General features: G+C 55.8%; 24 protein-coding genes. 10 read left to right on the forward strand and 14 right to left on the reverse strand.

What is annotated here, in order from left to right; genetic code table 11:
• Window positions 1-53 precede the first annotated feature (53 nt).
• Window positions 54-308, reverse strand: coding sequence for a GlsB/YeaQ/YmgE family stress response membrane protein (locus ACQG2G_RS12845; RefSeq protein ID WP_013096161.1), 255 nt, complete (start codon window positions 306-308; stop codon window positions 54-56).
• Between the two features lie 206 nt (window positions 309-514).
• Here ACQG2G_RS12845 and ycgR point away from each other — a divergent pair, with 206 nt between their 5' ends.
• Window positions 515-1,246 carry a flagellar brake protein YcgR gene (gene ycgR, locus ACQG2G_RS12850; RefSeq protein ID WP_023621730.1) on the forward strand — a complete coding sequence of 244 codons (732 nt, stop codon included), beginning with the start codon at window positions 515-517 and terminating at the stop codon, window positions 1,244-1,246.
• A 38-nt stretch (window positions 1,247-1,284) separates the two neighbouring features.
• On the opposite strand, the gene emtA is transcribed toward ycgR, so the two are convergent.
• On the reverse strand, window positions 1,285-1,896 hold the full coding sequence (emtA, locus tag ACQG2G_RS12855; protein WP_023621731.1) for a membrane-bound lytic murein transglycosylase EmtA: 612 nt from the start codon (window positions 1,894-1,896) through the stop codon (window positions 1,285-1,287).
• Between the two features lie 96 nt (window positions 1,897-1,992).
• Between emtA and ldcA the strand changes: the two genes are divergently transcribed.
• Together ldcA and ACQG2G_RS12865 are read left to right on the forward strand one after the other, a co-directional pair.
• Window positions 1,993-2,907, forward strand: a complete 915-nt coding sequence (ldcA, locus tag ACQG2G_RS12860; protein WP_020690850.1) for a muramoyltetrapeptide carboxypeptidase — start codon at window positions 1,993-1,995, stop codon at window positions 2,905-2,907.
• 97 nt (window positions 2,908-3,004) lie between these two features.
• Window positions 3,005-4,738 (forward strand): potassium/proton antiporter, encoded by a 1,734-nt coding sequence (locus ACQG2G_RS12865; protein WP_013096157.1) that lies wholly within the window; start codon window positions 3,005-3,007, stop codon window positions 4,736-4,738.
• Between the two features lie 47 nt (window positions 4,739-4,785).
• Here ACQG2G_RS12865 and dadX read toward each other — a convergent pair whose 3' ends face one another.
• Together dadX and ACQG2G_RS12875 are read right to left on the reverse strand one after the other, a co-directional pair.
• Window positions 4,786-5,856, reverse strand: coding sequence for a catabolic alanine racemase DadX (dadX, locus tag ACQG2G_RS12870; RefSeq protein WP_013096156.1), 1,071 nt, complete (start codon window positions 5,854-5,856; stop codon window positions 4,786-4,788).
• A 9-nt stretch (window positions 5,857-5,865) separates the two neighbouring features.
• On the reverse strand, window positions 5,866-7,164 hold the full coding sequence (locus ACQG2G_RS12875) for a D-amino acid dehydrogenase (protein WP_061772953.1): 1,299 nt from the start codon (window positions 7,162-7,164) through the stop codon (window positions 5,866-5,868).
• 320 nt (window positions 7,165-7,484) lie between these two features.
• Between ACQG2G_RS12875 and ACQG2G_RS12880 the strand changes: the two genes are divergently transcribed.
• Window positions 7,485-9,017, forward strand: a complete 1,533-nt coding sequence (locus tag ACQG2G_RS12880; RefSeq protein WP_013096153.1) for a SpoVR family protein — start codon at window positions 7,485-7,487, stop codon at window positions 9,015-9,017.
• Between the two features lie 111 nt (window positions 9,018-9,128).
• On the opposite strand, the gene fadR is transcribed toward ACQG2G_RS12880, so the two are convergent.
• A complete protein-coding gene (gene fadR / locus ACQG2G_RS12885; RefSeq protein ID WP_013096152.1) occupies window positions 9,129-9,848 on the reverse strand; it encodes a fatty acid metabolism transcriptional regulator FadR in 720 nt (239 codons plus the stop codon).
• Between the two features lie 201 nt (window positions 9,849-10,049).
• Here fadR and nhaB point away from each other — a divergent pair, with 201 nt between their 5' ends.
• On the forward strand, window positions 10,050-11,588 hold the full coding sequence (nhaB, locus tag ACQG2G_RS12890; protein WP_020690847.1) for a Na(+)/H(+) antiporter NhaB: 1,539 nt from the start codon (window positions 10,050-10,052) through the stop codon (window positions 11,586-11,588).
• A gap of 46 nt (window positions 11,589-11,634) precedes the next feature.
• The gene (dsbB, locus tag ACQG2G_RS12895; RefSeq protein WP_028028084.1) at window positions 11,635-12,165 is read left to right on the forward strand and encodes a disulfide bond formation protein DsbB; all 531 of its coding nucleotides are present in this window, start codon (window positions 11,635-11,637) and stop codon (window positions 12,163-12,165) included.
• Window positions 12,166-12,286: 121 nt separating this feature from the next.
• On the opposite strand, the gene ACQG2G_RS12900 is transcribed toward dsbB, so the two are convergent.
• From ACQG2G_RS12900 to ACQG2G_RS12910, 3 genes are all read right to left on the reverse strand, one after another.
• Window positions 12,287-12,727 carry a YcgN family cysteine cluster protein gene (locus ACQG2G_RS12900; RefSeq protein ID WP_014832353.1) on the reverse strand — a complete coding sequence of 147 codons (441 nt, stop codon included), beginning with the start codon at window positions 12,725-12,727 and terminating at the stop codon, window positions 12,287-12,289.
• A gap of 92 nt (window positions 12,728-12,819) precedes the next feature.
• Window positions 12,820-13,479: a fumarylacetoacetate hydrolase family protein gene (locus ACQG2G_RS12905; protein ID WP_029882294.1), complete on the reverse strand. Its 660-nt coding sequence runs from the start codon at window positions 13,477-13,479 to the stop codon at window positions 12,820-12,822.
• A gap of 47 nt (window positions 13,480-13,526) precedes the next feature.
• The gene (locus tag ACQG2G_RS12910; RefSeq protein ID WP_013096146.1) at window positions 13,527-13,802 is read right to left on the reverse strand and encodes a YcgL domain-containing protein; all 276 of its coding nucleotides are present in this window, start codon (window positions 13,800-13,802) and stop codon (window positions 13,527-13,529) included.
• A gap of 123 nt (window positions 13,803-13,925) precedes the next feature.
• Between ACQG2G_RS12910 and minC the strand changes: the two genes are divergently transcribed.
• From minC to minE, 3 genes are read left to right on the forward strand one after another with little or no spacing between them, the layout of a single operon-like run.
• Complete coding sequence (gene minC / locus ACQG2G_RS12915) at window positions 13,926-14,633, forward strand: septum site-determining protein MinC (RefSeq protein WP_020690845.1); 708 nt, start codon at window positions 13,926-13,928, stop codon at window positions 14,631-14,633.
• 23 nt (window positions 14,634-14,656) lie between these two features.
• Window positions 14,657-15,469: a septum site-determining protein MinD gene (minD, locus tag ACQG2G_RS12920; RefSeq protein WP_013096144.1), complete on the forward strand. Its 813-nt coding sequence runs from the start codon at window positions 14,657-14,659 to the stop codon at window positions 15,467-15,469.
• A gap of 3 nt (window positions 15,470-15,472) precedes the next feature.
• Entirely contained in the window at window positions 15,473-15,742 is a 270-nt protein-coding gene (gene minE / locus ACQG2G_RS12925) for a cell division topological specificity factor MinE (RefSeq protein ID WP_008500504.1), read from the forward strand.
• 73 nt (window positions 15,743-15,815) lie between these two features.
• Here minE and rnd read toward each other — a convergent pair whose 3' ends face one another.
• From rnd to ACQG2G_RS12950, 5 genes are all read right to left on the reverse strand, one after another.
• The gene (rnd, locus tag ACQG2G_RS12930) at window positions 15,816-16,943 is read right to left on the reverse strand and encodes a ribonuclease D (RefSeq protein WP_094084495.1); all 1,128 of its coding nucleotides are present in this window, start codon (window positions 16,941-16,943) and stop codon (window positions 15,816-15,818) included.
• Between the two features lie 71 nt (window positions 16,944-17,014).
• Entirely contained in the window at window positions 17,015-18,700 is a 1,686-nt protein-coding gene (gene fadD / locus ACQG2G_RS12935; RefSeq protein ID WP_133082831.1) for a long-chain-fatty-acid--CoA ligase FadD, read from the reverse strand.
• Window positions 18,701-18,903: 203 nt separating this feature from the next.
• Entirely contained in the window at window positions 18,904-19,485 is a 582-nt protein-coding gene (locus ACQG2G_RS12940) for a Slp family lipoprotein (RefSeq protein WP_013096141.1), read from the reverse strand.
• A gap of 37 nt (window positions 19,486-19,522) precedes the next feature.
• Entirely contained in the window at window positions 19,523-20,218 is a 696-nt protein-coding gene (gene tsaB / locus ACQG2G_RS12945) for a tRNA (adenosine(37)-N6)-threonylcarbamoyltransferase complex dimerization subunit type 1 TsaB (protein WP_013096140.1), read from the reverse strand.
• A gap of 66 nt (window positions 20,219-20,284) precedes the next feature.
• A complete protein-coding gene (locus tag ACQG2G_RS12950) occupies window positions 20,285-22,195 on the reverse strand; it encodes an ATP-dependent DNA helicase (protein ID WP_013096139.1) in 1,911 nt (636 codons plus the stop codon).
• Between the two features lie 132 nt (window positions 22,196-22,327).
• On the opposite strand from ACQG2G_RS12950, the gene ACQG2G_RS12955 reads away from it, so the two are divergent.
• On the forward strand, window positions 22,328-22,672 hold the full coding sequence (locus ACQG2G_RS12955) for a RidA family protein (RefSeq protein WP_045294454.1): 345 nt from the start codon (window positions 22,328-22,330) through the stop codon (window positions 22,670-22,672).
• Window positions 22,673-22,677: 5 nt separating this feature from the next.
• Here the strand turns inward: ACQG2G_RS12955 and ACQG2G_RS12960 are convergent, their stop codons facing one another.
• Entirely contained in the window at window positions 22,678-22,860 is a 183-nt protein-coding gene (locus ACQG2G_RS12960; RefSeq protein ID WP_008500497.1) for a YoaH family protein, read from the reverse strand.
• Window positions 22,861-22,880: the final 20 nt, after the last annotated feature.

The raw sequence follows: 22,880 nt of genomic DNA on the forward strand, positions 1-22,880 counted from the left end.
ATCAATATCACGGCAAAAAAAACGGCCCTGTCGCGAGAGCCGTTTTGTGTCATCTATGCCCGTCGGAGCAACCTGAATATGCCCAGGACAACAATGGCGCCCACCACAGCCACAAGGAAACTGTGCAGGTCGAATCCACTGATGTCGCCCCCAAAGCCAAACATGGTCGCCAGCCAGCCGCCGACAACCGCACCAACAACCCCAAGAACACAGGTCAATATAAAGCCGCCGCCATCATTTCCCGGCATGATGAGTTTAGCGATAGCCCCGGCAATAAGACCAAAGATGATCCACGCGATAATACCCATAGCGATGCCCTCTTGCAGGTTTAACGCATGCGCAGAAAACCTTCCGCGCAGGTAACGTAAGTATAGGTCATCACGGTAAAACCGATTTCATCTCACCGACTTAACTTCTCTGTACTGCGAAAAAAACTCACCGGTTTGTATTAAGTTTCGTTTCACGCTGCCGATAACGCAGAGACAGTCTGTCATTTATCAAGGAGCCATCCGGCGTGAGTAATTACAGTGAGCAGTTCCTGAAGCAAAATCCGCTGGCTGTATTAGGGGTATTGCGCGACCTGCAAAAAGGCGAGGTGCCGCTGCGCATCAGCTGGTCAAACAATCAGTTCATCAGCAAGATCCTGGATGCTTCTGCAGAGAGGCTGGTCATTGACCTGGGCAGCCAGGAGCATGAAAACCGCGCCGCGCTGCGGGCGGAGAAAATCTCGGTGATGGCAGAAACGCACGGCGCAAAAGTGGAATTTGTCCTGCCGCGCCTGGAGCTGAGCGAATACGGTGGTCTTCCGGCGTTTGTCACCCCGCTGCCGGCCAACCTCTGGTTTGTTCAGCGCCGTGAATATTTTCGTATCAGTGCCCCGCTTCACCCTGCCTATTTTGGTAAGGCCAAAATGCCGGACAAAAAAGAGATCCGCTTTCGCCTTTTTGACCTCTCCCTGGGCGGCATGGGTGCGCTGATGGATACGCCAAAGCCTGACGGACTGGTAGAAGGCATGCGATTTACCCAAATCGAACTGGATATGGGAGGCTGGGGGCGTTTTTACTTTGATGCGCAGCTGATCGCCATCAGCGAGCGTAAGGTGGTCGACAGCAAAAATGAAACGATCGTCACGCCGCGTCTGAGCTTCCGCTTCCTGAACGTCGGGCCGGGCGCAGAGCGTGAACTGCAGCGGATTATCTATTCTCTGGAGCGAGAGGCGCGGGAGCGGGCGAATAAAGTGTTGTGACAGGAGCCGGGCAGCACACAGGCCGCCCGACAACGGCATTACATGGCATCCATCGCTTTCTGAACTTTCCAGATATAACGCGGAGCCTGTGGTGCCGGATGATTTTTCACCACGTGTTCAAAGAACTCGTCTTTGTCCATGTCGTTGATCTCTTCTATCGCCTCTTTACGGTCCGATGAGAACGTCCTGAGCAGCGCACCCGCGCCGTTCACGTAAGAGACCACCAGCGCATACTGCATCACTTCAGGATCCTCGATTCCCTTCAGCACGCCGTGTTCCAGAATGCTCAAATAGGCCGTGCCCATGGAGATGTTGCGTTCCGGGTTTTTCAGCTCGCTGGTTGACGGCTGACCACGCCAGCCCATATAGCGGTAGACCTCTCTCCCTGCGGTTGAGGCCTTAAGCTGCATCAGCCCCACGGCGTTAGATTTGCTGACAAGCGTTGGGTTACCTCCGGATTCCACGGCAATGATCGCCGTGATCAGTCGCGGGCTGACGCCCCAGGCCTTGCCTGCCTGTTCACTGATCGGCATCCACTGCATGGCCCGTTTTACAGGCACTTCCGGGTTCCATGCCGGGTTTTGATAGTCATGTTTTGAACTACAGCCAGCCAGCAACACAATCAAAAAAGCAAACCATCTCAATTTCACGTCATCTATCCTTATAGCCGGTCATCGCCCTTGAAGCAGGCAACGTATAAGCGGCATGATATAGACAATTAGATTCTCATTCAGCAAGGAATTGCCATGTCTCAGTTTCATCTTATCGCGCCGTCCGGGTACTGCATCAACCAGGAGGCGGCACAGCGGGGCGTTGAGCGCTTACTGGAACTCGGTTACCCGGTAGAAAATCAGACAATTATCCCCCGCCGCCAGCAGCGTTTTGCCGGTACGGAAGCGCAAAGGCTGAATGATATCAACAGCCTGGTGAACCTGCAGGGTGAGAACAATATCGTGCTGGCGGTGCGCGGCGGCTATGGTGCGAGCCGGTTGCTGGAGAGTATTGACTGGCAAGGGCTGGCAAAGCGTCAGCAGCAGGATCCGCTGCTTATCTGCGGCCACAGCGACTTTACCGTAATCCAGCTCGGGCTGCTCGCGCTGCATAACGTGGTGACCTTCAGCGGCCCGATGCTGGCCGGTAATTTCGGAGCACCCGAGCTTGACCCATTTACGGTGGAACACTTCTGGCGCGCCCTGAAAAACCCGACCTACAGCGTTGAGTGGCAGGGCAACGGGCCGCACTGGTCGTGTGAAGGACAACTCTGGGGCGGAAATCTGGCAATGCTGGTGTCGCTCATTGGAACGCCATGGCTGCCGCAAATTGACGGCGGCATTCTGGTGCTGGAAGATATTAATGAACATCCGTTCCGCGTCGAGCGCATGTTATTGCAGCTGTATTACGCCGGTATTCTGGAACGTCAATCCGCGGTTATTCTTGGCAGTTTTACCGGTGCCGCGCCGAATGACTATGACGCAGGATACTCGCTGGAAACGATGGTCGATTTCATCCGCTCACGCCTTGATATTCCTGTTATTACCGGGCTGGACTTCGGCCACGAGCAGCAAACCGTCACCCTGGCGTTAGGCGCGCAGGCCACCCTGAAGCATGATGAAACGGGCAGTCGGTTAACGATTGGGGGTCATCCGGTCTTAAAGGCATAAAAAAGCCGTTAATCCCCCTCAATAAACCGCTGTTTCCGTCGTTAATATGTTAGGGTTTTAGTAACAGCATTAACATTGAGGTGGGAGTAAGACAACATTGGATGCCACAGCGATAATCAGTCTTTTCATTCTGGGTTCTGTGCTCGTAACCTGTAGTATTTTATTAAGTTCATTTTCATCGCGTCTCGGCATACCTATTCTTGTTATTTTCCTTGCCATCGGCATGCTGGCGGGTGTCGATGGTATCGGCGGTATTCCTTTCGATAACTACCCTTTCGCTTACATGATCAGTAACCTTGCGCTGGCGGTGATCCTGCTCGACGGCGGGATGCGCACCCAGGCGAGCTCATTTCGCGTGGCGCTGGGGCCTGCCCTGTCGCTGGCGACGGTCGGGGTGTTAATTACCTCCGGTCTGACCGGCATGATGGCGGCGTGGCTGTTCCATCTCGATCTGATGGAAGGTTTACTGATTGGCGCGATTGTCGGCTCAACCGACGCGGCGGCGGTGTTTTCCCTGCTGGGGGGCAAAGGGTTGAACGAACGCGTCGGCTCCACGCTTGAGATTGAATCCGGCAGTAACGATCCGATGGCGGTATTTCTCACCATCACGCTGATAGAGATGATCCAGCAGCATGAAACGGGCTTAAGCTGGATGTTTGTCCTGCATATCCTGCAGCAGTTCGGCCTGGGGATTGCGCTCGGCCTGGCCGGGGGTTACCTGCTTCAGCAGACGATCAACCGGATATCGCTGCCTTCGGGGCTCTACCCGCTGCTTGCCCTGAGCGGCGGCATTTTGATTTTTGCCGTCACCACTGCGCTGAACGGCAGCGGGATCCTCGCGGTTTATCTCTGCGGCTTCCTGCTGGGCAATCGCCCTATTCGCAACCGTCACGCCATTTTGCAGAACTTCGACGGGCTGGCCTGGCTGGCGCAAATCGGGATGTTCCTCGTGCTGGGCCTGCTGGTGACGCCGTCAGACCTGCTGCCGATTGCCGTTCCGGCGCTGATTTTATCGGCGTGGATGATCTTCTTCGCACGCCCCCTGTCGGTGTTTGCCGGTCTGCTGCCGTTTCGCGGCTTCAACCTGCGCGAACGGGTCTTTATCAGCTGGGTGGGGCTGCGCGGCGCGGTGCCCATTATCCTGGCTGTCTTCCCGATGATGGCCGGACTGGATAACGCGCGGCTATTCTTTAACGTCGCCTTCTTCGTGGTGCTGATCTCGCTGCTGTTCCAGGGAACCTCGCTCGGGTGGGCGGCGAAAAAAGCCAAAGTGGTGGTTCCTCCTGTGGGCTGGCCGGTTTCCCGCGTGGGGCTGGATATTCACCCGGAAAACCCGTGGGAACAGTTTGTTTACCAGCTCAGCGCCGATAAATGGTGCGTGGGGGCATCGCTGCGCGATTTGCACATGCCTGCGGAAACGCGAATTGCCGCCCTGTTCCGCGATAATGTCCTGCTGCACCCAACCGGCAGCACCCGGCTACGCGAAGGCGATATTCTGTGTGTGATTGGCCGCGAGCGGGACCTGCCCGCCCTGGGTAAACTGTTCAGCCAGTCGCCTCCGGTGGCGCTGGATCAGCGTTTCTTCGGCGATTTTATTCTGGAAGCCAGCGCCAGGTTTGCGGATGTGGCCCTGATTTATGGGCTCGACGAAGGGGCTGAAGGCGACGATAACCAGCAAACGCTGGGCGAAATCATCCAGCAGCGCCTTGGTGCGGCCCCGGTTGTGGGTGACCAGGTGGAGTTTGCCGGGATGATCTGGACCGTAGCAGAGAAAGAAGATAACGCAGTGCGGAAAGTCGGTTTGCGGCCGATGGAAGAGGACGTGGAGTAGTGGTTTTTTGCCGGGTGGCGCTAACGCTTACCCGGCACACAGACATGTTACACCGTCACAACCGGCACTCTCGGTGCCAGCGCGCACATCAGTTCATACCCTACCGTCCCCGCCGCGGCAGCCACGTCATCAATTTTGACTTCGTTACCCCACAGCTCAACCGGGGAACCAATGCCCGCCTGCGGACATGGCGTGAGGTCAACGGCCAGCATATCCATAGAGACAGTGCCCACCGTTCCCGTACGCACCCCGTCTACCCAGACTGGCGTGCCGCTCGGCGCGATACGCGGGTAGCCGTCAGCATAACCGCCCGCCACAATACCAATCCGTTGCTCGCCCGTCGCCCGGTAACGGCTGCCGTAGCCCACCGTGTCGCCGGCCTTCAGCGTCTGCACACCGATGATTTCGCTGCGCAGGGTCATCACCGGCTTAAGGCCGCTGTTGGCGATATCCTGCCACTGGCCTGAGGGAGAGGCGCCATAAAGGACAATGCCCGGACGTACCCAGTTATAATGCGCCTCAGGATGCCACAGCGTGGCCGCTGAGTTGGAGAGCGAACGTGGGCAATCCAGCCCTTCTGCCGCCTGCTCAATGCGCACCATCGCATCGGCAATGCCGTCCGGTTTTTCCGCATCGGCAAAATGCGCCATCAGCGTCATTTCGCCCACGTTCTTCAGGGCGCGCAGCTGTTGCCATACCGTATGGACCCGCTCAGGCTGGAAGCCCAGGCGGTTCATACCGCTGTTCACCTTGAGATAAATATCCAGCGGCGCATGCAGTTTTGCATCCTGAATCGCTTTAATTTGCCAGTTGCTGTGAACGCTGGTGGTCAGCCGGTACTTATCCAGCAGCGGCAGATCGTCGGCGTGGAAGAACCCCTCAAGCAACAGAATGGGCCCTTTCCAGCCGCGCTCGCGCAGCAGAATGGCCTCTTCCAGATTCAGTAACGCAAAACCGTCGGTGGCGCTGAGCGCACTCCAGATACGATCGATACCGTGGCCGTAGGCATTGGCTTTCACCACCGACCAGACGCGTGAACCTGGCGCCGCCCGGCGAACAATTTGCAGGTTATCCTTCAGGGCCTGCAAATCGAGCTGAGCCAGAACAGGACGGGACATGACAACTCCTTAGCTATGCGCGCCGTGCAGGTGCTGTGGACGCGAAGGGGTAAACCCCGATTGATAGCGTGCGGCACTTAAATCGTCAAACGGAATTGCCGGCGTGCGCCCGGATATCAAATCGCTAAGCAGCTGGCCAGAGCCGCAGGCCATTGTCCAGCCAAGCGTACCGTGGCCGGTATTGGTCCACAGGTTTTTGAACGGCGTACGGCCAACAATTGGCGTGCCGTCTGGCGTCATTGGACGCAGCCCGGTCCAGAAGGTTGCCTGCTCGACAAAACCGCCACGCGGGAACAGGTCGCCCACCACCATCTCCAGCGTTTCACGGCGCGGCTTCAGCAGCTCGGTGTTAAAGCCGACAATCTCCGCCATCCCGCCAACGCGGATGCGGTTATCAAAGCGGGTAATGGCGATTTTGTAGGTTTCATCCAGAATGGTGGAAACTGGCGCCCCGCTGTCCTCTTTTACCGGAATGGTCAGGGAGTAGCCCTTCAGTGGGTAAACCGGAATGTCGAGAATACCCTTCAGCATCGCGGTGGAATAGGAGCCAAACGCCATAACGTAGGCATCCGCTTTAATGACTTCATCGCCACACTTCACGCCGTAGATACTGCCGCCTTCTGACAGCAGTTTGTCGACCGCGGTATTAAAGCGGAATTTCACCCCCGCCTGCTCGCACATCTGCGCGAGACGCTGCGTAAACAGCTGGCAGTCGCCGGTTTCATCATTCGGCAAACGCAGGCCGCCCGTCAGCTTGTGCGACACTTCTGCCAGCGCCGGTTCAACCTGCCCAAGCTGGCTGGCTTCGAGCAGTTGATACGGTACGCCCGCATCTTCCAGCACGGCAATATCACGGGTGGCGTTTTCATACTGTTGCGCCGTGCGGAACAGCTGCAGCGTGCCGCCCTGGCGACCTTCGTACTCAATACCGGTGGAGGCGCGCAGCGCTTTCAGGCAGTCACGGCTGTATTCCGCCAGACGCACCATCCGACCTTTGTTTTCCATGTAGTGCCGGGTGTCACAGTTGCGCAGCATCTGCCACATCCACTTCAGCTGGAACTGGGTGCCGTCGAGGCTGATGGCCAGCGGCGCATGGCGCTGGAACATCCACTTAATTGCCTTCAGCGGAACGCCGGGTGCCGCCCACGGCGCGGCATAGCCCGGAGAGATCTGTCCGGCGTTCGCCGCACTGGTTTCCAGCGCAGGCCCTGACTCACGATCGATTACGGTCACGTCATGTCCCGCCTGACTTAAATACCAGGCGCTGGTTACGCCAACGACACCACTTCCCAGTATGACAACACGCATAGCCACTCCATATGTGCAAAAGAACAATCTTCTAATTACAGATTGATAACCTAGTTGAAAATATTATTCAACATACGACTTTTTTATGGTGACTTACCTCACACATCCCCCAGCATCAGGGGATGAGGCGAATTTGGGATCTCCTGCTGCGCGTTATTTTTAACCAGTATAAAATTCTGTGAAGACCGCTTTTTTTGCCGCATCAAAAACGGGAAATCGCAAAGAAAAAATTTCTGCTCCAGCACGCTTTTTAACACGGTGATCTATGCTTATCAGGAGGCTCTCCAGACAGAGAGAGCTCCCACAACGAGGGCGCGCTAATGGCTACTATTGATTCCCTGAATAAGGACAGCACACGTCTGAGCGATGGACCCGACTGGACCTTCGAGTTGCTGGATGTCTATCTCGCCGAAATCGACCGGGTGGCAAAACTGTATCGTCTGGATACTTATCCCCATCAGATTGAAGTCATTACGTCCGAGCAGATGATGGACGCCTACTCCAGCGTCGGGATGCCGATCAATTATCCGCACTGGTCGTTTGGTAAAAAATTCATTGAAACGGAGCGCTTATATAAACACGGTCAGCAGGGGCTGGCGTATGAGATCGTGATCAACTCCAATCCGTGTATCGCCTATCTGATGGAAGAGAACACCATTACCATGCAGGCGCTGGTGATGGCGCATGCCTGCTACGGGCATAACTCGTTCTTCAAGAATAACTACCTGTTCCGCAGCTGGACGGATGCCAGCTCGATTGTCGATTACCTGATCTTCGCGCGTAAGTACATTACCGACTGCGAAGAGCGCTACGGCGTGGACGAAGTGGAGAAACTGCTCGACTCCTGTCACGCGCTGATGAACTACGGCGTTGATCGTTACAAACGTCCACAGAAAATCTCCCTTCAGGAGGAGAAAGCGCGGCAGAAAAGCCGCGAAGAGTATCTGCAAAGCCAGGTGAATATGCTGTGGCGCACCCTGCCGAAACGTGAAGAAGAGAAAGCGGTTGCCGAAGCGCGTCGCTACCCGTCTGAGCCGCAGGAAAACCTGCTCTATTTTATGGAGAAAAACGCGCCGCTGCTGGAGCCGTGGCAGCGTGAGATCCTGCGCATCGTGCGTAAGGTCAGCCAGTATTTCTATCCGCAGAAACAGACCCAGGTGATGAACGAAGGCTGGGCCACCTTCTGGCATTACACCATCCTTAACCATCTGTACGATGAAGGGAAAGTCACCGAGCGGTTCATGATGGAGTTCCTGCACAGCCATACAAACGTGGTGTTCCAGCCGCCTTACAACAGCCCGTGGTATAGCGGCATTAACCCGTACGCGCTCGGCTTTGCGATGTTCCAGGACATTAAACGCATCTGCCAGTCGCCAACGGAAGAAGATAAGTACTGGTTCCCGGATATCGCCGGCTCTGACTGGCTGGAAACGCTGCATTTCGCGATGCGTGACTTTAAGGATGAGAGCTTCATCAGCCAGTTTATGTCGCCGAAGATTATGCGTGATTTCCGCTTCTTCACCGTGCTGGATGACGACCGCAATAACTACCTGGAGATTTCTGCGATCCATAACGAGGAAGGCTACCGTGAGATCCGCTCTCGCCTCTCCTCCCAGTACAACCTGAGCAACCTTGAACCCAATATTCAGGTCTGGAATGTGGATTTACGCGGCGATCGTTCCCTGACGCTGCGCTATATTCCGCATAACCGGGCGCCGCTGGACAAAGGCCGCAAAGAGGTGCTGAAGCATGTGCATCGCCTGTGGGGCTTTGATGTGCTGCTGGAGCAGCAGAATGAAGATGGCAGCGTGGAGCTGCTGGAACGTTGCCCGGCGCGGTTGAATACGTTGTAATGTTTTTTGCCGGGTGGCGGCTGCGCCTTACCCGGCCTACGGGTTTTGTAGGCCCGGTAAGCGAAGCACCACCGGGCGAAAAAAAACCTCTCACCTGAGAGGTTTTTTATTTCAGCGGCCCTGAATGGCTAAATCACCCGGCAGCGTTTTCTGCATCCGGTGCCAGATTTCACCTGAATCGTGGCCGTAGCGGCGCACCGTTTCATACACCTGATCGTGCAGGCCTTCAGTACAGAGCTTGCTGAGCTTATGGTAGAAGCCCAGCGCCAGGCTGCGCGCCTCAGGGTTGGCAAAGTAGTGGCGACCGATACGGGTATACAGCCCTTTCATGCCGTTCAGGATCAGACCGTACACCGGGTTACCGGAGGCAAACGCCAGTCCGCGGAAAACGTTGTAATCGAGCGTGGCAAAGGCATCCGCGTGATCTTCCACTTCGTTCGCGCTGGCAAGCACCTGCAGCGCGTCTTCCGGATGCTGACGAAAAGCGGTACGAATAAAGATTGTCGCAATGTTGGTACGCACCGAGAGCAGATTATCGATCAGCTGTGGCACGCTTTCGTGATCGAGGCGCGCCAGCGTTTCAAGAATGTTCAGCCCGGAAGTTTCCCAGAAGTTGTTTACTTTCGTTGGCTTACCGTGCTGGATCGTCAACCAGCCATCGCGCGCCAGTCGCTGGAGCACTTCACGCAGCGTGGTGCGAGTGACGCCAATCAGTTCAGAGAGTTCGCGTTCAGCCGGAAGAATGGATCCCGCAGGGAAGCGATTATTCCAGATGCTTTCAATGATGTACTCTTCCGCGAAACCCGCCGGGCTCTGCGCCTTAATGACCATAGTGAGATTTCCATTACACAGCTTTTGCAAATTGCACTCATCATACCAGAGGCATGCAGTGGCAGGTAGCGCGTGAAAGAGAGAAAAGAGGGATCGCTGTTTTATTTTCGTGAAATTTACAATACACGCTTATCCGCCTCTGCCCCTCGTTTTTTGCGTATACTGATGTTTTGTTTTACCTGACGGGGAAGGACGTCTGTTGTGGAAATTTCTTTTGGGCGCGCGCTGTGGCGCAATTTTTTAGGCCAGTCTCCTGACTGGTACAAACTGATACTTCTGGTTTTCCTGGTTGTTAATCCCATTATTTTTAGTATCACTCCGTTCGTCGCTGGGTGGCTGCTGGTGGCGGAGTTTATCTTCACCCTGGCCATGGCGCTGAAATGTTATCCCCTGCTGCCGGGTGGTTTGCTGGCTTTTGAAGCCGTGGTTATCGGCATGACGAGCGCAGAGCATGTCAAAGCCGAGCTGGCATCCAACCTGGAAGTGCTTCTGCTGCTGATCTTCATGGTGGCCGGTATCTACTTTATGAAACAGCTGCTGCTGTTTATCTTCACCCGCCTGTTGCTCAGCATTCCGTCTAAAACGATGCTGTCGCTGGCGTTCTGCCTTGCTGCCGCATTCCTTTCGGCCTTCCTGGATGCGCTAACCGTCGTGGCGGTGGTCATCAGCGTTGCCGTCGGGTTTTACGGCATTTATCACCGCGTGGCATCGTCCCGTCCGGGCGAGGATTTGCAGGACGACAGCCACGTCGAGGCGCATAACCGTGAGGTGCTGGAACAGTTCCGCGCGTTTCTGCGCAGCCTGATGATGCACGCGGGCGTCGGTACCGCATTAGGTGGCGTGATGACCATGGTTGGTGAACCGCAAAACCTGATCATCGCCAAAGCGGCTGAGTGGCATTTTGGCGAGTTTTTCCTGCGCATGGCCCCGGTCAGCCTGCCCGTGTTCGTCTGCGGGTTAGCGACCTGTATCCTGGTCGAGAAATTTAACGTTTTCGGCTACGGTGCGCAGTTACCTGAGCCAGTTCGCAAAGAGCTGCATAAATTTGACGAGCAGAACCGTACGCAGCGCACGCGCCAGGAGACGCTGCGTCTGATTGCGCAGGGGATCATCGGTATCTGGCTTATCGTCGCGCTGGCTTTCCATCTTGCCGAAGTCGGGCTGATTGGTCTTTCGGTTATTATTCTTGCGACGACCTTTAGCGGGGTAACGGATGAACATGCTATCGGTAAAGCCTTTACCGAAGCCCTGCCATTTACCGCGCTGCTGGCGGTCTTCTTTGCGGTGGTGGCGGTGATTATCGACCAACACCTGTTCGCCCCGATTATTACTTTTGTACTGCAGGCGGCGCCCGACGCGCAGCTGTCGCTCTTCTATCTGTTCAACGGCCTGCTGTCGTCCATCTCCGATAACGTTTTTGTCGGCACGGTCTACATCAATGAAGCCAAAGCGGCGATGGAAGAAGGCATTATCAACGCCGGGCAGTTCGAGCTGCTGGCGGTTGCCATTAATACCGGCACCAACCTGCCGTCGGTGGCGACGCCAAACGGACAGGCCGCTTTCCTGTTCCTGCTGACCTCGGCCCTCGCGCCACTCATACGTCTTTCTTATGGAAAGATGGTCTGGATGGCGCTGCCCTATACGCTGGTGCTCACCATTGTGGGATTGCTTTGCGTCAAAATTACCCTCATTCCCTGTACGCAATGGCTGATACAAGCGGGTATACTTGCGGCGCATTAAAATTCGTTTACACTGCGCTTTCTAAGCATGTTCCAGGGAAATGATTATGTTGAGATTTTTAAACCAGTGCTCCCGCGGTCGCGGAGCATGGTTGTTAATGGCCCTGACCGCCTTTGCGCTGGAAATGGTCGCGCTGTGGTTCCAGCATGTGATGGGACTCAAACCCTGCGTGCTCTGTATCTACGAGCGCTGCGCGCTGTTTGGCGTCATGGGCGCGGGTCTGTTGGGTGCGATTGCACCTAAAACACCGCTCCGTTACGTCGCTATCGCGGTCTGGCTGTACAGCGCCTGGAAAGGGATTGAGCTTTCCTGGCAGCACACCATGATGCAACTGCACCCGTCGCCGTTTATGACCTGTGATTTCGCTGCCCGCTTCCCGAGCTGGTTGCCGCTGGATAAATGGCTGCCGCAGGTGTTTGTCGCCTCCGGTGACTGCTCTGTACGTCAGTGGGAATTCCTGTCGCTGGAGATGCCGCAGTGGCTGGTGGGCATTTTTGTGGCCTACTTCGTCGTGGCACTGCTGGTGCTGATTGCTCAGCCGTTTAAGCCGAAGAAGCGCGATCTGTTCGGAAGGTAAAAGCAAAACGGCAACGATAGTTGCCGTTTTTAGTTTTTGCACCCTCTCCCGTGGGAGAGGGTTGGGGTGAGGGCATCAGGCCGCACCCCAATAAAAACCCGCCTCGGCGGGTTTTTATTTATCACCGGGTCGGGTGATTCATAATGTGGTCTTCCCAGTCCCGCACCTCGGACTCTTTCACCGCGATGTGACGCACAGAGATACGCTCGCCGTGCATGGCCGCTTTAGAGCCGGTCAGCAAGGGGTGCCATGTCGGCAGATCCTTCCCTTCCGCCAGCAGGCGATACGCGCAGGTATGCGGTAGCCATTCAAACGTCGGCAGGTTCTCACGGGTGAGCTTAATGCAGTCCGGCTCGAACTCGAAGCGGCGCTCGTAGTTGCGGCACTGGCAGGTTTTGATGTTTAACTGCTTACAGGCAACGTTGGTGAAATAGATTTCATCAGTGTCTTCATCCATGAGCTTATGCAGGCAGCACTGCCCGCAGCCGTCACATAACGACTCCCACTCCACGTCTGTCATTTCGTCGAGAGTTTTGCGTTGCCAGAAAGGGATGTCGTTCATCAGGATGTCCACACGTCAAAAGAAAGCGCACCTTATAACGAGTCTGGCACGTTGATGCAAGTTTTGCCGCCCTGAGGGGCGGCAAAATGCGTTTACAGTACGCGGGTTTTCAGTGACAGGCCGTTAAAGCTCACTTCCAGTTCGTCTCCACCGTTAAGAGGGCCGACACCTTCTGGCGTACCGGTCAGGATCACATCACCCGGCTTAAGGGTAAAGAAGCGGCTCATATAGGCAATCAGCGGCACGATCTTATGGATCATATCTGCCGTGGTGCCCTGCTGGCGGATCTCACCGTTCACTTTCAGGCTGAGGGACGTGTTCTGTGGATCGCCGGTAAATTCGCCGACCGGAACAAAACCCGAGATCGGGCAGGCATTATCAAAGCCTTTGGCTTTTTCCCACGGCTGCCCTGCTTTCTTCAGCTTTCCCTGTACCTCACGCAGCGTCAGATCCAGCGCCACGCCGTAACCGGCAATAGCTTTTTGCACATGCTCTTCGGAGGCCTGGCGTAGCGTCGCGCCAATCAGCACCGCCAGCTCCACTTCATGATGCACTGAACCCAGTCCCTGCGGCAGTGCCAGCGGCTGGCGGATATCGCAAAGCGCGGTTTCCGGCTTAATGAACAGCACCGGCTCTTCTGGCGTCGCGCTGCCCATCTCCTGAATGTGTTTGGCATAGTTGCTGCCCACGCAAACCACTTTGCTGACGGGATAATCCAGTAATGCACCTTGCCAGTTATGATGTTGATACATGGTCGACCCCTAAACGGTTGATGTGTTATGCCCGAAAACAGGTGAGGCTATTTTTTACCGGTCGCCTCAAGATGCTGTTTTAATAAATTCTCGGGAGGTGGCGGAAGCTGTAAATAATAGCCTTGCTCCGTTAAGGCCGTTTTAACTTTTTCCAGATCGGCGTTAACCAGTTTCTTACGACCGTCGAGCGGCAGCAGCATCGCCAGCTGAGGTCGGCCAAAGCTCTTCATTAATTCTTCTGGCACGCGGGAAAAATCGTCTTTCTTTTCGACATAAAGATAGGTCTGGTCGCGGCTTGTACTTCTGTAGATCACACAAAACATGTTTTTACTCTGAATTCATAGGTGGTTGCTTGCCTCAATATACTCCTGACTATAACATGCCTGATACTCTTCGGAATATCGCAGCGAGTGGTTGCGGTTAATAGCAAATTGAGTAAGGCCAGGATGTCAAACACGCCCATCGAGCTTAAAGGCAGTAGCTTCACCTTATCAGTGGTACATTTGCATGATGCAAAACCCGAGGTTATTCGTCAGGCGTTAGAAGACAAAATCGCTCAGGCTCCCGCCTTTCTGAAACACGCCCCTGTTGTTATCAATGTCAGCGGTCTGGAATCCCCGGTTAACTGGAAACAACTCCAGCAAGCCGTCTCCTCTACCGGTCTGCGCATTGTGGGCATCAGTGGCTGTAAAGATACTGAGCTGAAAGCGGAAATCGACCGTGCGGGACTGCCTCTTCTGAACGAAGGCAAAGAAAAAGCCCCACGTGCGGCCCCCGTTGCCGTTGAAACGCCCCCACCTGCGGTACAAAACGTTACCGCCCTCACAAAAACGCGAATGATTGATGTGCCGGTTCGTTCCGGACAGCGCATTTATGCACCAAACTGTGATCTAATTGTTACAAGCCACGTCAGCGCTGGCGCTGAGCTGATTGCAGATGGCAATATTCACGTTTACGGTATGATGCGTGGGCGTGCACTCGCCGGGGCGAGTGGCGATCGGGACGCACAAATATTTTGTACTCACCTGACTGCGGAACTGGTGTCCATCGCAGGTGAATATTGGCTGAGCGACAAGATCCCAGCCGAATTTTATGGCAAAGCGGCTCGTCTGCGACTGGCAGACGACGCGTTGACCGTTCAACCGTTGAATTGATCCCTTTTTAACAAGGAATTTCTATGGCACGCATTATTGTTGTTACTTCGGGTAAAGGAGGCGTTGGCAAGACCACCTCCAGCGCGGCCATCGCTACTGGTTTGGCCCAGAAGGGAAAGAAAACCGTCGTTATCGATTTCGATATCGGTCTGCGTAACCTCGACCTGATTATGGGTTGTGAACGTCGCGTCGTGTATGACTTCGTAAACGTGATTCAGGGCGATGCCACCCTTAACCAGGCGCTGATTAAAGACAAGCGCACCGAGAACCTTTATATCCTCCCGGCCTCTCAGACGCGTGACAAAGACGCCCTGACCCGCGAAGGGGTTGAAAAGGTGCTCGATGAGCTGAAAAAAATGGAGTTCGACTTCATTGTCTGTGACTCCCCTGCCGGTATCGAAACCGGTGCCCTGATGGCGCTCTATTTCGCTGATGAAGCGATCATCACCACGAACCCTGAAGTGTCATCCGTCCGTGACTCTGACCGCATTCTCGGGATCCTCGCATCCAAATCCCGCCGTGCGGAAAATGGCGAAGACCCGATTAAAGAGCACCTGCTGCTGACCCGCTATAACCCGGGCCGCGTAAACAAAGGTGACATGCTGAGCATGGAAGACGTGCTGGAGATCCTGCGCATTAAACTGGTGGGCGTCATCCCGGAAGACCAGTCCGTGCTGCGCGCCTCTAACCAGGGCGAGCCAGTGATCCTTGATACAACAGCAGATGCCGGTAAAGCGTATGCGGATACGGTTGACCGTCTGCTGGGAGAAGAACGTCCTTTCCGCTTCATTGAAGAAGAGAAGAAAGGTTTCCTCAAACGCCTGTTCGGAGGATAAGTTATGGCATTACTGGACTTTTTTCTCTCGCGGAAAAAGAACACCGCCAACATCGCAAAAGAACGACTGCAAATCATCGTTGCGGAGCGTCGTCGTAGCGACGCCGAGCCTCACTACCTGCCGCAGTTGCGCAAGGACATCCTGGAAGTGATCTGCAAATATGTGCAGATTGACCCGGAGATGGTCACCGTGCAGCTGGAGCAAAAAGACGGGGATATTTCGATTCTGGAGCTGAACGTCACGCTCCCGGAAGCGGAAGAGTCGCGTCCGTAGTTTTTGATTTCGTAGCCCCGGTAAGCGCAGCGCCACCGGGGGAATATGCCGGGTATATCGCCCGGCATATTTATTATCGTGGATACCCTTCCAGCAACGTATTCAGGCGATCGGCCATCAATTCCCCGCGCCAGCCCGCCATCATTTCCGGTAAGCCATTCTGCGGTTTCAGCTTCCAGTGCCAGTTCAAAAGCTGGTTTATCTGACGACGTGATGCCAGCAATTCCGCACTCAGTTTGCTTTCTGCCGCCACAGCCTGCACCAGCGCTTTAATATCTTTAAACGCTTTGCGATAGCCCGGCATATCCATCAGATTCAGCAGCGGCTCTGGCAGTGCGTCATCCGGTATCTGCTGCGCTTTGGCCACCAGCGCGAGCAGCGTTTTTCCGTGAAAACGGATTTCGCTGCCTGACAGCCCAATGCTGTCCAGCTCACCCATGCTGCCTGGCATATAGCGTGCGACCGCCCACAGGTGCTCTTCGCGTACCACAAAGTTAACGGCCAAATCGCGTTCGCGCGCTTTACGCAGGCGCCAGTCGGCTAATAATTGCAGACAGGCCAGCTGACGCGTACGCAGCTGCCACGCGTTGCTTATGTCGCGCCAGGCATCTTTCGGGTCAGCGATTTCCTGGCGACGCTGCTGCGTCATGCGGCACTCATCCAGTGCAGCAGGCAGCCAGCCGGAGGCTTCTGCCTCTTTCATCAGTTGTCCGGCAATCGGCAGCAGGTAAAACACATCTGCCGCAGCGTAGTCCAGCTGACGCTCTGTGAGCGGGCGCGCCAGCCAGTCGGTACGGGATTCACTTTTATCCAGCGTCAGGCCGGTGTACTCCTCAACCATGGCGGCAAAGCCCCATGAAAGCGGACGATTGCTGAACGCGGCGAGGATCTGCGTGTCAATCAGCGGCTGCGGCATGATGCCAAACGTATTCAGAAAGACTTCCAGATCTTCACTGCCTGCGTGCAGGTATTTGGTGACCGCAGTATCAAGCAACAGGTCACGCAGAGGCGTCCAGTCGGTAATGCCGAGCGGGTCAATCAGCGACACGTGTTTGCCGTCGTACATCTGAATCAAACCCAACTGCGGATAATACGTCCGGGTACGGACAAACTCGGTATCCAGGGCGATGGCAGGAAAGTCGCGCGTCACTTCGCACAGCGAAGCCAGCTCGTCGTTGGTCGTGATCATCTGGTAATTCAAAACGGTTTCTCTTTTGTTTGCGCCCATAAAAAACGCCGGCTAAACCGGCGTCTGGGCGATTAGCGTGAAGCTCAGGCCTTATTGTCCACTTTGGCACGGGCTTCGTCACGTAATTCTCGTCGTAATATCTTCCCGACGTTCGATTTCGGCAACTCATCGCGGAACTCCACCAGCTTCGGCACTTTATAGCCGGTGAGCTGACGGCGGCAGAACGTGATGAGCTCCTCCTCGGTAAGAGAGGCGTTTTTCTTCACCACAAAAATCTTCACTGCCTCGCCGCTGCTGCCGGAAGGTACGCCAACCGCGGCAACTTCAAGCACGCCGCTATGCTGCATCACCACATCTTCGATCTCATTCGGATAGACGTTAAATCCGGAGACGAGGATCATGTCTTTCTTACGATCGACAATGCGCAGGAAGCCCTCTTCGTCCATCACCGCGATATCACCGGTGTGCAGCCAGCCGTCTTTGATGATTTCGTCGGTGGCATCAGGACGCTGCCAGTAGCCCAGCATCACCTGTGGCCCTTTAACGCACAGTTCACCCGGCTCGCCCGGTGCAACTTCGTTGTCGTCATCATCCACCAGTTTGGCTTCCGTCGACGGTACCGGCAGGCCGATACTGCCGCTGTGATAGTCGATATCATGCGGATTGACGCTGACCAGCGGGGCGCATTCGGTCAGGCCATAGCCTTCGAGTAAATACTGGCCGGTGAGTTTCACCCAGCGCTCGGCCACCGCCTGCTGAACCGGCATTCCGCCGCCCGCAGAGAGGTGCAGCGTGGAGAAATCAAGCTGCTGGAACTCTTTGTTATTAAGCAGCGCGTTAAACAGGGTATTGACCCCGGTCATGGCGGTGAACGGGTATTTCGCCAGCTCTTTAACCAGCCCCGGAATGTCGCGTGGGTTGGTGATCAGCACGTTCTGACCACCCAGCTCAATAAACAGCAGGCAGTTCATGGTCAGCGCGAAAATGTGATAAAGCGGAAGCGCGGTGATGACCACCTCTTTGCCCGGATGCAGCAGCGGCCCGTAGGTCGCATTCACCTGCTCAAGGTTCGCCAGCATATTGCGGTGAGTCAGCATGGCGCCTTTGGCCACGCCGGTAGTGCCACCGGTGTACTGCAGGAACGCAAGATCCTCTGACACCACTTCTGGTTTGACGTATTGCATACGATACCCGGCATGCAACGCGCGGCGGAAGGAGATGGCATCCGGCAGATGGTATTTCGGTACCAGACGTTTAATGTATTTGACGACAAAGTTAACCAGCGTGCCCTTGGCGGTGGAGAGCTGATCCCCCATGCGCGTCAGGATGACGTGTTTCACCTGGGTTCTGTCGACCACTTTCTCCAGCGTGTGGGCAAAGTTGGAGACGATCACAATTGCGGTCGCGCCACTGTCGTTCAGCTGATGCTCCAGCTCACGTGGGGTGTAGAGCGGGTTGACGTTGACGACAATCATCCCGGCCCGCAGGATACCAAATAACGCGACCGGGTATTGCAGCAGGTTCGGCATCATCAGCGCGACGCGATCCCCTTTTTGCAGCCCCAGCCCTTCCTGCAACCAGGCCGCGAACGCCCGACTCCGCTCCTCAAGCTTACGGAACGTCATCACCTCACCCATATTGATAAACGCGGGCTGATCGGCGTAACGCCTTACCGAGTGTTCAAATAATTCAACCAGGGATTGATAACGGTCAGGATTGATCTCCGCAGGCACATCTGCGGGATAACGGTTAAGCCAAACCTTGTTCAATGCATCACCTCTGAATTGAGTGTTCGTCGTCATCACAACCCCGATAATAAACAGTTTGTTAACATTATATTAACTCAGCGTACCAGTTTATTAATTGCCCAGATTTAAGGTTGCGAAGCGCGTCACTCTTTTTTTTCGTTTTAGCCGTAAAAAAACAGAGACAGCGGCTGAGCCGCTGTCTCTTTTCTAACAATAACAGTAAGTTACTCAGTAACGATCGTCTGTACCTGCGCCGGACCCGGGTTATACCAGCCCCAGCCGGGGTAGCCGTAACGATACGGGTGTGGGCCCCACATCCACGGATCGACAGGCTGAGGCGGCATGATCACCTGCTGTGTCAGCCGCCAGCGTTTGTAGCCGTTAACCTGCATGGTCATAAATTTGTAAGGCGTTGTGCCGATTTTGCCCTGTGTCGTGCCGGTAATCGGCCCGACGACGGTCACCAGCTGTCCACGGAAATCAACCGGGTCGAGGAAGCCGCTGACATCGGCAAAAATGCGCCCACGCGAGGTTTCGCCGAGGATCGGCCGCGCGCCGCTATCCAGTGGCACGGTGGCGATCTCCAGCCGGGTTTTCCCCTGCTGGTTTTGCACCTCAATCACCTTCCCGCCGAAGCGCGCTTCCTGACCGACGTAAAGCTCAGGGGCATTCATCACGCGAACCAGATCCTGCTGTGGCGTAGGGCTACTGCCCTTAATCGCATCAGGAACGGAAACGCATCCGCTCAGTGCTATGGCCACAGCGCCTGCCATAATTAGGCGTACTACTTTAGTCTGAACCGCCATGATGCGACTCCTTTTTCTCAGTTCCTGTTACTGAGATTCACTCGCGGCCTGGAAGTTTCTTCCACGCGACGGTGTTTCGCAAATAAACCGGCTCGGCATGTTCAACAGCCACGGTTTTTCCTGCTGCGAGCAGCTGGCAAGCCAGGGGAAGCATATCCTCTGCGGCAGGCAGAAGCATGTTGCCGTCCACCAGCGTTACGCCGGTACCGTTTGCCATGTCAGGCCATGCCGCCCAACCGGTCCCTACCGTCGCCCACTCACCGGAGAGGTTCTGCAACCGTTCGGTTACCGCTTCCGGCTTGAGCACCGCTTCCGTCTCTTCGCCGTGCCACACGCCCTGCTCGTCGCGGGTGTATTCAGCCCAGTAGACTTCGCCCATGCGGGCATCTATCGCTGCCAGCACACGGGTAGCACCGGTCATACGCCACGCGCCCTGCGCCATCGTCGCCAGGGTGGAAACACCGATCATCGGAAGGTCAGCGCCCAGCGCCAGCCCCTGCGCAATACCGATCCCAATGCGTACACCCGTAAAGCTGCCGGGGCCACGGCCAAAGGCCAGCGCATCGAGGTCGGTTAAGGTGGTGTTGCCCTGGGTCAAAATCGCTTTCACCAGGGGCAGAATACGTTGGGTGTGTTCTCGTGGGCACTCTTCGAAATGAGCAGAAATAGCACCGTCGTTCCACAGAGCAACGGAACACGCCTCTGTAGCGGTATCAATAGCCAGAATTCGCATCAGTCGTCGCGCTCTCGCAATGGTCAGTCACAAAATGGCGCGCATCTTAGCACACTCCCGGGCAAATTACTCCGCCGTTGGGTTGGCCAGGAAGCGAACCGCGCGTTTAATGTCCCGCGTACGCGGCGCGGGCGGCAGGCTGGCGAGGAAGGTCGCACCGTAGGGGCGCATCACTAGCCGGTTATCACAGATTACGAGCACGCCGCGGTCGTCCACGTCACGGATCAGGCGTCCTACCCCCTGTTTGAGGGTGATCACCGCGTCCGGCAGCTGTACCTCGTCGAAAGGATCGCCCCCGCGCAGACGGCAGTCTTCCATTCGCGCTTTGAGCAGCGGATCGTCCGGCGAGGTAAAAGGCAGTTTATCGATAATGACCAGCGACAGGGTATCGCCCCGCACGTCTACGCCTTCCCAGAAACTGCTGGTTGCCACCAGAAGCGCATTTCCGGCACTGACAAACTGCTGTAACAGTTGCCCTTTGCTGGTTTCCCCCTGCAGCAGCACAGGCAAGGTCATGGTGGCGCGGAACTGTTCTGCCAGGTCGCGCATCATGGCGTGAGAGGTGCAGAGCATAAAGCAGCGGCCATTGTTGGCCTCAATCATCGGCTTCAGCATGGCTGCCAGCAGGCGTGCGGCGCCGGGCTGGTTGGGTAACGGCAGATTACGCGGCACACAGAGCAGCGCCTGTTTTTCATAATCAAACGGGCTCGGCAGCAGCAGTGACTCCGCCTGTTCAATCCCGAGACGCTCGGTGAAGTGGTGCAGATCGTCATTCACCGACAGGGTCGCGGAGGTAAATATCCAGCTCCCCGGTTTTTGCGCCATCACCTCTTTGAATTTGTCTGCCACCGTCAGCGGCGTAAGCGCCAGGGTGAAATGACGCGAGGTGCATTCATACCAGTAGCTGTACCCCGGCTGGTTGATCTCCTTCAGCCGTTTCAGCCGCCCGCGATAGAGCGTGGCACGCTCGAAGGCGGCGTCCAGCAGCGCAGAACGGCCAAGCGACAGTTTCGCCACGTCGTAACAGAGTTCCAGCGCATCATCCAGCAGCAGTAGCGCGCGCTGGATATTATTGTCCGCCAGCAGCTCGCGCAGATTGCCGCGGTAGCCCGGCTCGCCAAGCTGCAGGCGAAAATCCTGCGCGCTTTGCGCGAGGCGATCGGCACATTTTTGCAGCTGCTGGGTATCTTTTAATTCAGTGCGATAAGCAATGGTGAAATCTTTCGCCAGATCCAGAAGCTGGCGGCTGGAGAGCGACTGGCCGAAATACTGGCTTGCGATATCCGGAAGCTGATGGGCTTCGTCGAAGATCATCACTTCCGCTTCAGGAATAAGTTCGCCAAAACCGCTGTCTTTCACCACCATATCCGCGAGAAACAGATGGTGGTTGACCACCACCACATCTGCATCCATCGCCGTTTTACGCGCTTTGACCACAAAACAGTCTTTATACAGCGGGCAGTCGCTGCCCAGGCAGTTGTCATTGGTGCTGGTCACCAGCGGCCAGGCGGGAGAGTCTTCCGCCACGCTCGCGCAGGTGCTGATATCCCCCTCTTCCGTCTGGTTAGCCCAGGCGCGAAGGATGATCACATCACTCAGAGTCTGCACCGGCAGGTCGCCGCCCGCCAGCGCCTGCTGTTCGAGACGCTCCAGGCAGAGATAGTTGGAGCGCCCTTTCAGCAATGCCAGCCGCCCTTTGTATTTCAGCGCTTTTGCCACCGTCGGCAAATCACGGCTGTAGAGCTGATCCTGCAACGCCTTCGAGCCGGTAGAGATGATCACCTTCTTTTTCGCGCGCAGCGCCGGTGCAAGGTAAGCGTAGGTTTTTCCTGTGCCGGTTCCGGCCTCGACCACCAGCGGCTGTGCCTTATCGATGGCGCGAGCGACGGCATGCGCCATCTGACGCTGCGGTTCACGCGGTTTAAAACCGGGAATAGCCTGTGCTAACTGCCCTTCAGGGGAAAAATCGTCTGCCACGGTGTTCTCTCACTGTATTTTTGCACAGGGATTATGTCAGCCCATCCTCTCCTGTGCCACCCCAAATAGTGACGACGGCGAAACAATATGGCAGTCTTGCCGCCTGATGACGAAAGTAACGAGGAAACGTTTATGACAATTGTGCGCATTGATGCCGAAGCCCGCTGGTCTGATGTAGTCATTCATAACCAGACGCTCTATTACACTGGCGTGCCGTCCAATCTGGATGCGGGTGCCTTTGAACAAACAGCTGACACCCTGGCGCAGATCGATGCGGTGCTGGAAAAGCAAGGCAGCGACAAATCGCGTATTCTGGACGCCACCATTTTCCTGGCGAATAAAGACGATTTTGCGGCCATGAACAAAGCCTGGGATGCGTGGGTGGTGGCGGGTCACGCGCCTGTACGTTGTACCGTACAGGCCACGCTGATGAAGCCGGAATACAAGGTAGAGATTAAGATTATCGCGGCTGTGTAAGCCGGTTACTCTTCATCTTCATCCTCGAAACGCGCCACGATCCGCTCGCCGGTATGGGTGGCGCGAAGTTCTTCCGCCACCTGAGAAATGGCCTGCCCGCTGCTCATCCCCTGGGACATCAGCTCCTGGATCCGCTCAACCGCTTTCTGCTGTTGCTCGTGGCTCAGAGAAGGTAAACCTGCAAACATCGTCAACTCCTGCTAAATTA

Source organism: Enterobacter cloacae complex sp. 382A5 (genome assembly GCF_050031095.1).
GTDB lineage: Bacteria > Pseudomonadota > Gammaproteobacteria > Enterobacterales > Enterobacteriaceae > Enterobacter > Enterobacter cloacae.

Bases quoted from the DNA above. Each gene is read 5' to 3' on its own strand.
- minD (WP_013096144.1), top strand. From the start codon at position 14,657: ATGGCACGCATTATTGTTGTTACTTCGGGTAAAGGAGGCGTTGGCAAG.
- ACQG2G_RS12900 (WP_014832353.1), bottom strand. From the start codon at position 12,727: ATGAACGACATCCCTTTCTGGCAACGCAAAACTCTCGACGAAATGACA.
- tsaB (WP_013096140.1), bottom strand. From the start codon at position 20,218: ATGCGAATTCTGGCTATTGATACCGCTACAGAGGCGTGTTCCGTTGCT.
- ACQG2G_RS12875 (WP_061772953.1), bottom strand. From the start codon at position 7,164: ATGCGTGTTGTCATACTGGGAAGTGGTGTCGTTGGCGTAACCAGCGCC.
- ACQG2G_RS12955 (WP_045294454.1), top strand. From the start codon at position 22,328: ATGACAATTGTGCGCATTGATGCCGAAGCCCGCTGGTCTGATGTAGTC.
- ldcA (WP_020690850.1), top strand. From the start codon at position 1,993: ATGTCTCAGTTTCATCTTATCGCGCCGTCCGGGTACTGCATCAACCAG.
- ACQG2G_RS12910 (WP_013096146.1), bottom strand. From the start codon at position 13,802: ATGTTTTGTGTGATCTACAGAAGTACAAGCCGCGACCAGACCTATCTT.
- ACQG2G_RS12940 (WP_013096141.1), bottom strand. From the start codon at position 19,485: ATGGCGGTTCAGACTAAAGTAGTACGCCTAATTATGGCAGGCGCTGTG.
- ACQG2G_RS12880 (WP_013096153.1), top strand. From the start codon at position 7,485: ATGGCTACTATTGATTCCCTGAATAAGGACAGCACACGTCTGAGCGAT.
- ACQG2G_RS12905 (WP_029882294.1), bottom strand. From the start codon at position 13,479: ATGTATCAACATCATAACTGGCAAGGTGCATTACTGGATTATCCCGTC.
- fadR (WP_013096152.1), bottom strand. From the start codon at position 9,848: ATGGTCATTAAGGCGCAGAGCCCGGCGGGTTTCGCGGAAGAGTACATC.
- ACQG2G_RS12960 (WP_008500497.1), bottom strand. From the start codon at position 22,860: ATGTTTGCAGGTTTACCTTCTCTGAGCCACGAGCAACAGCAGAAAGCG.
- dadX (WP_013096156.1), bottom strand. From the start codon at position 5,856: ATGTCCCGTCCTGTTCTGGCTCAGCTCGATTTGCAGGCCCTGAAGGAT.
- dsbB (WP_028028084.1), top strand. From the start codon at position 11,635: ATGTTGAGATTTTTAAACCAGTGCTCCCGCGGTCGCGGAGCATGGTTG.
- ACQG2G_RS12845 (WP_013096161.1), bottom strand. From the start codon at position 308: ATGGGTATTATCGCGTGGATCATCTTTGGTCTTATTGCCGGGGCTATC.
- minC (WP_020690845.1), top strand. From the start codon at position 13,926: ATGTCAAACACGCCCATCGAGCTTAAAGGCAGTAGCTTCACCTTATCA.
- minE (WP_008500504.1), top strand. From the start codon at position 15,473: ATGGCATTACTGGACTTTTTTCTCTCGCGGAAAAAGAACACCGCCAAC.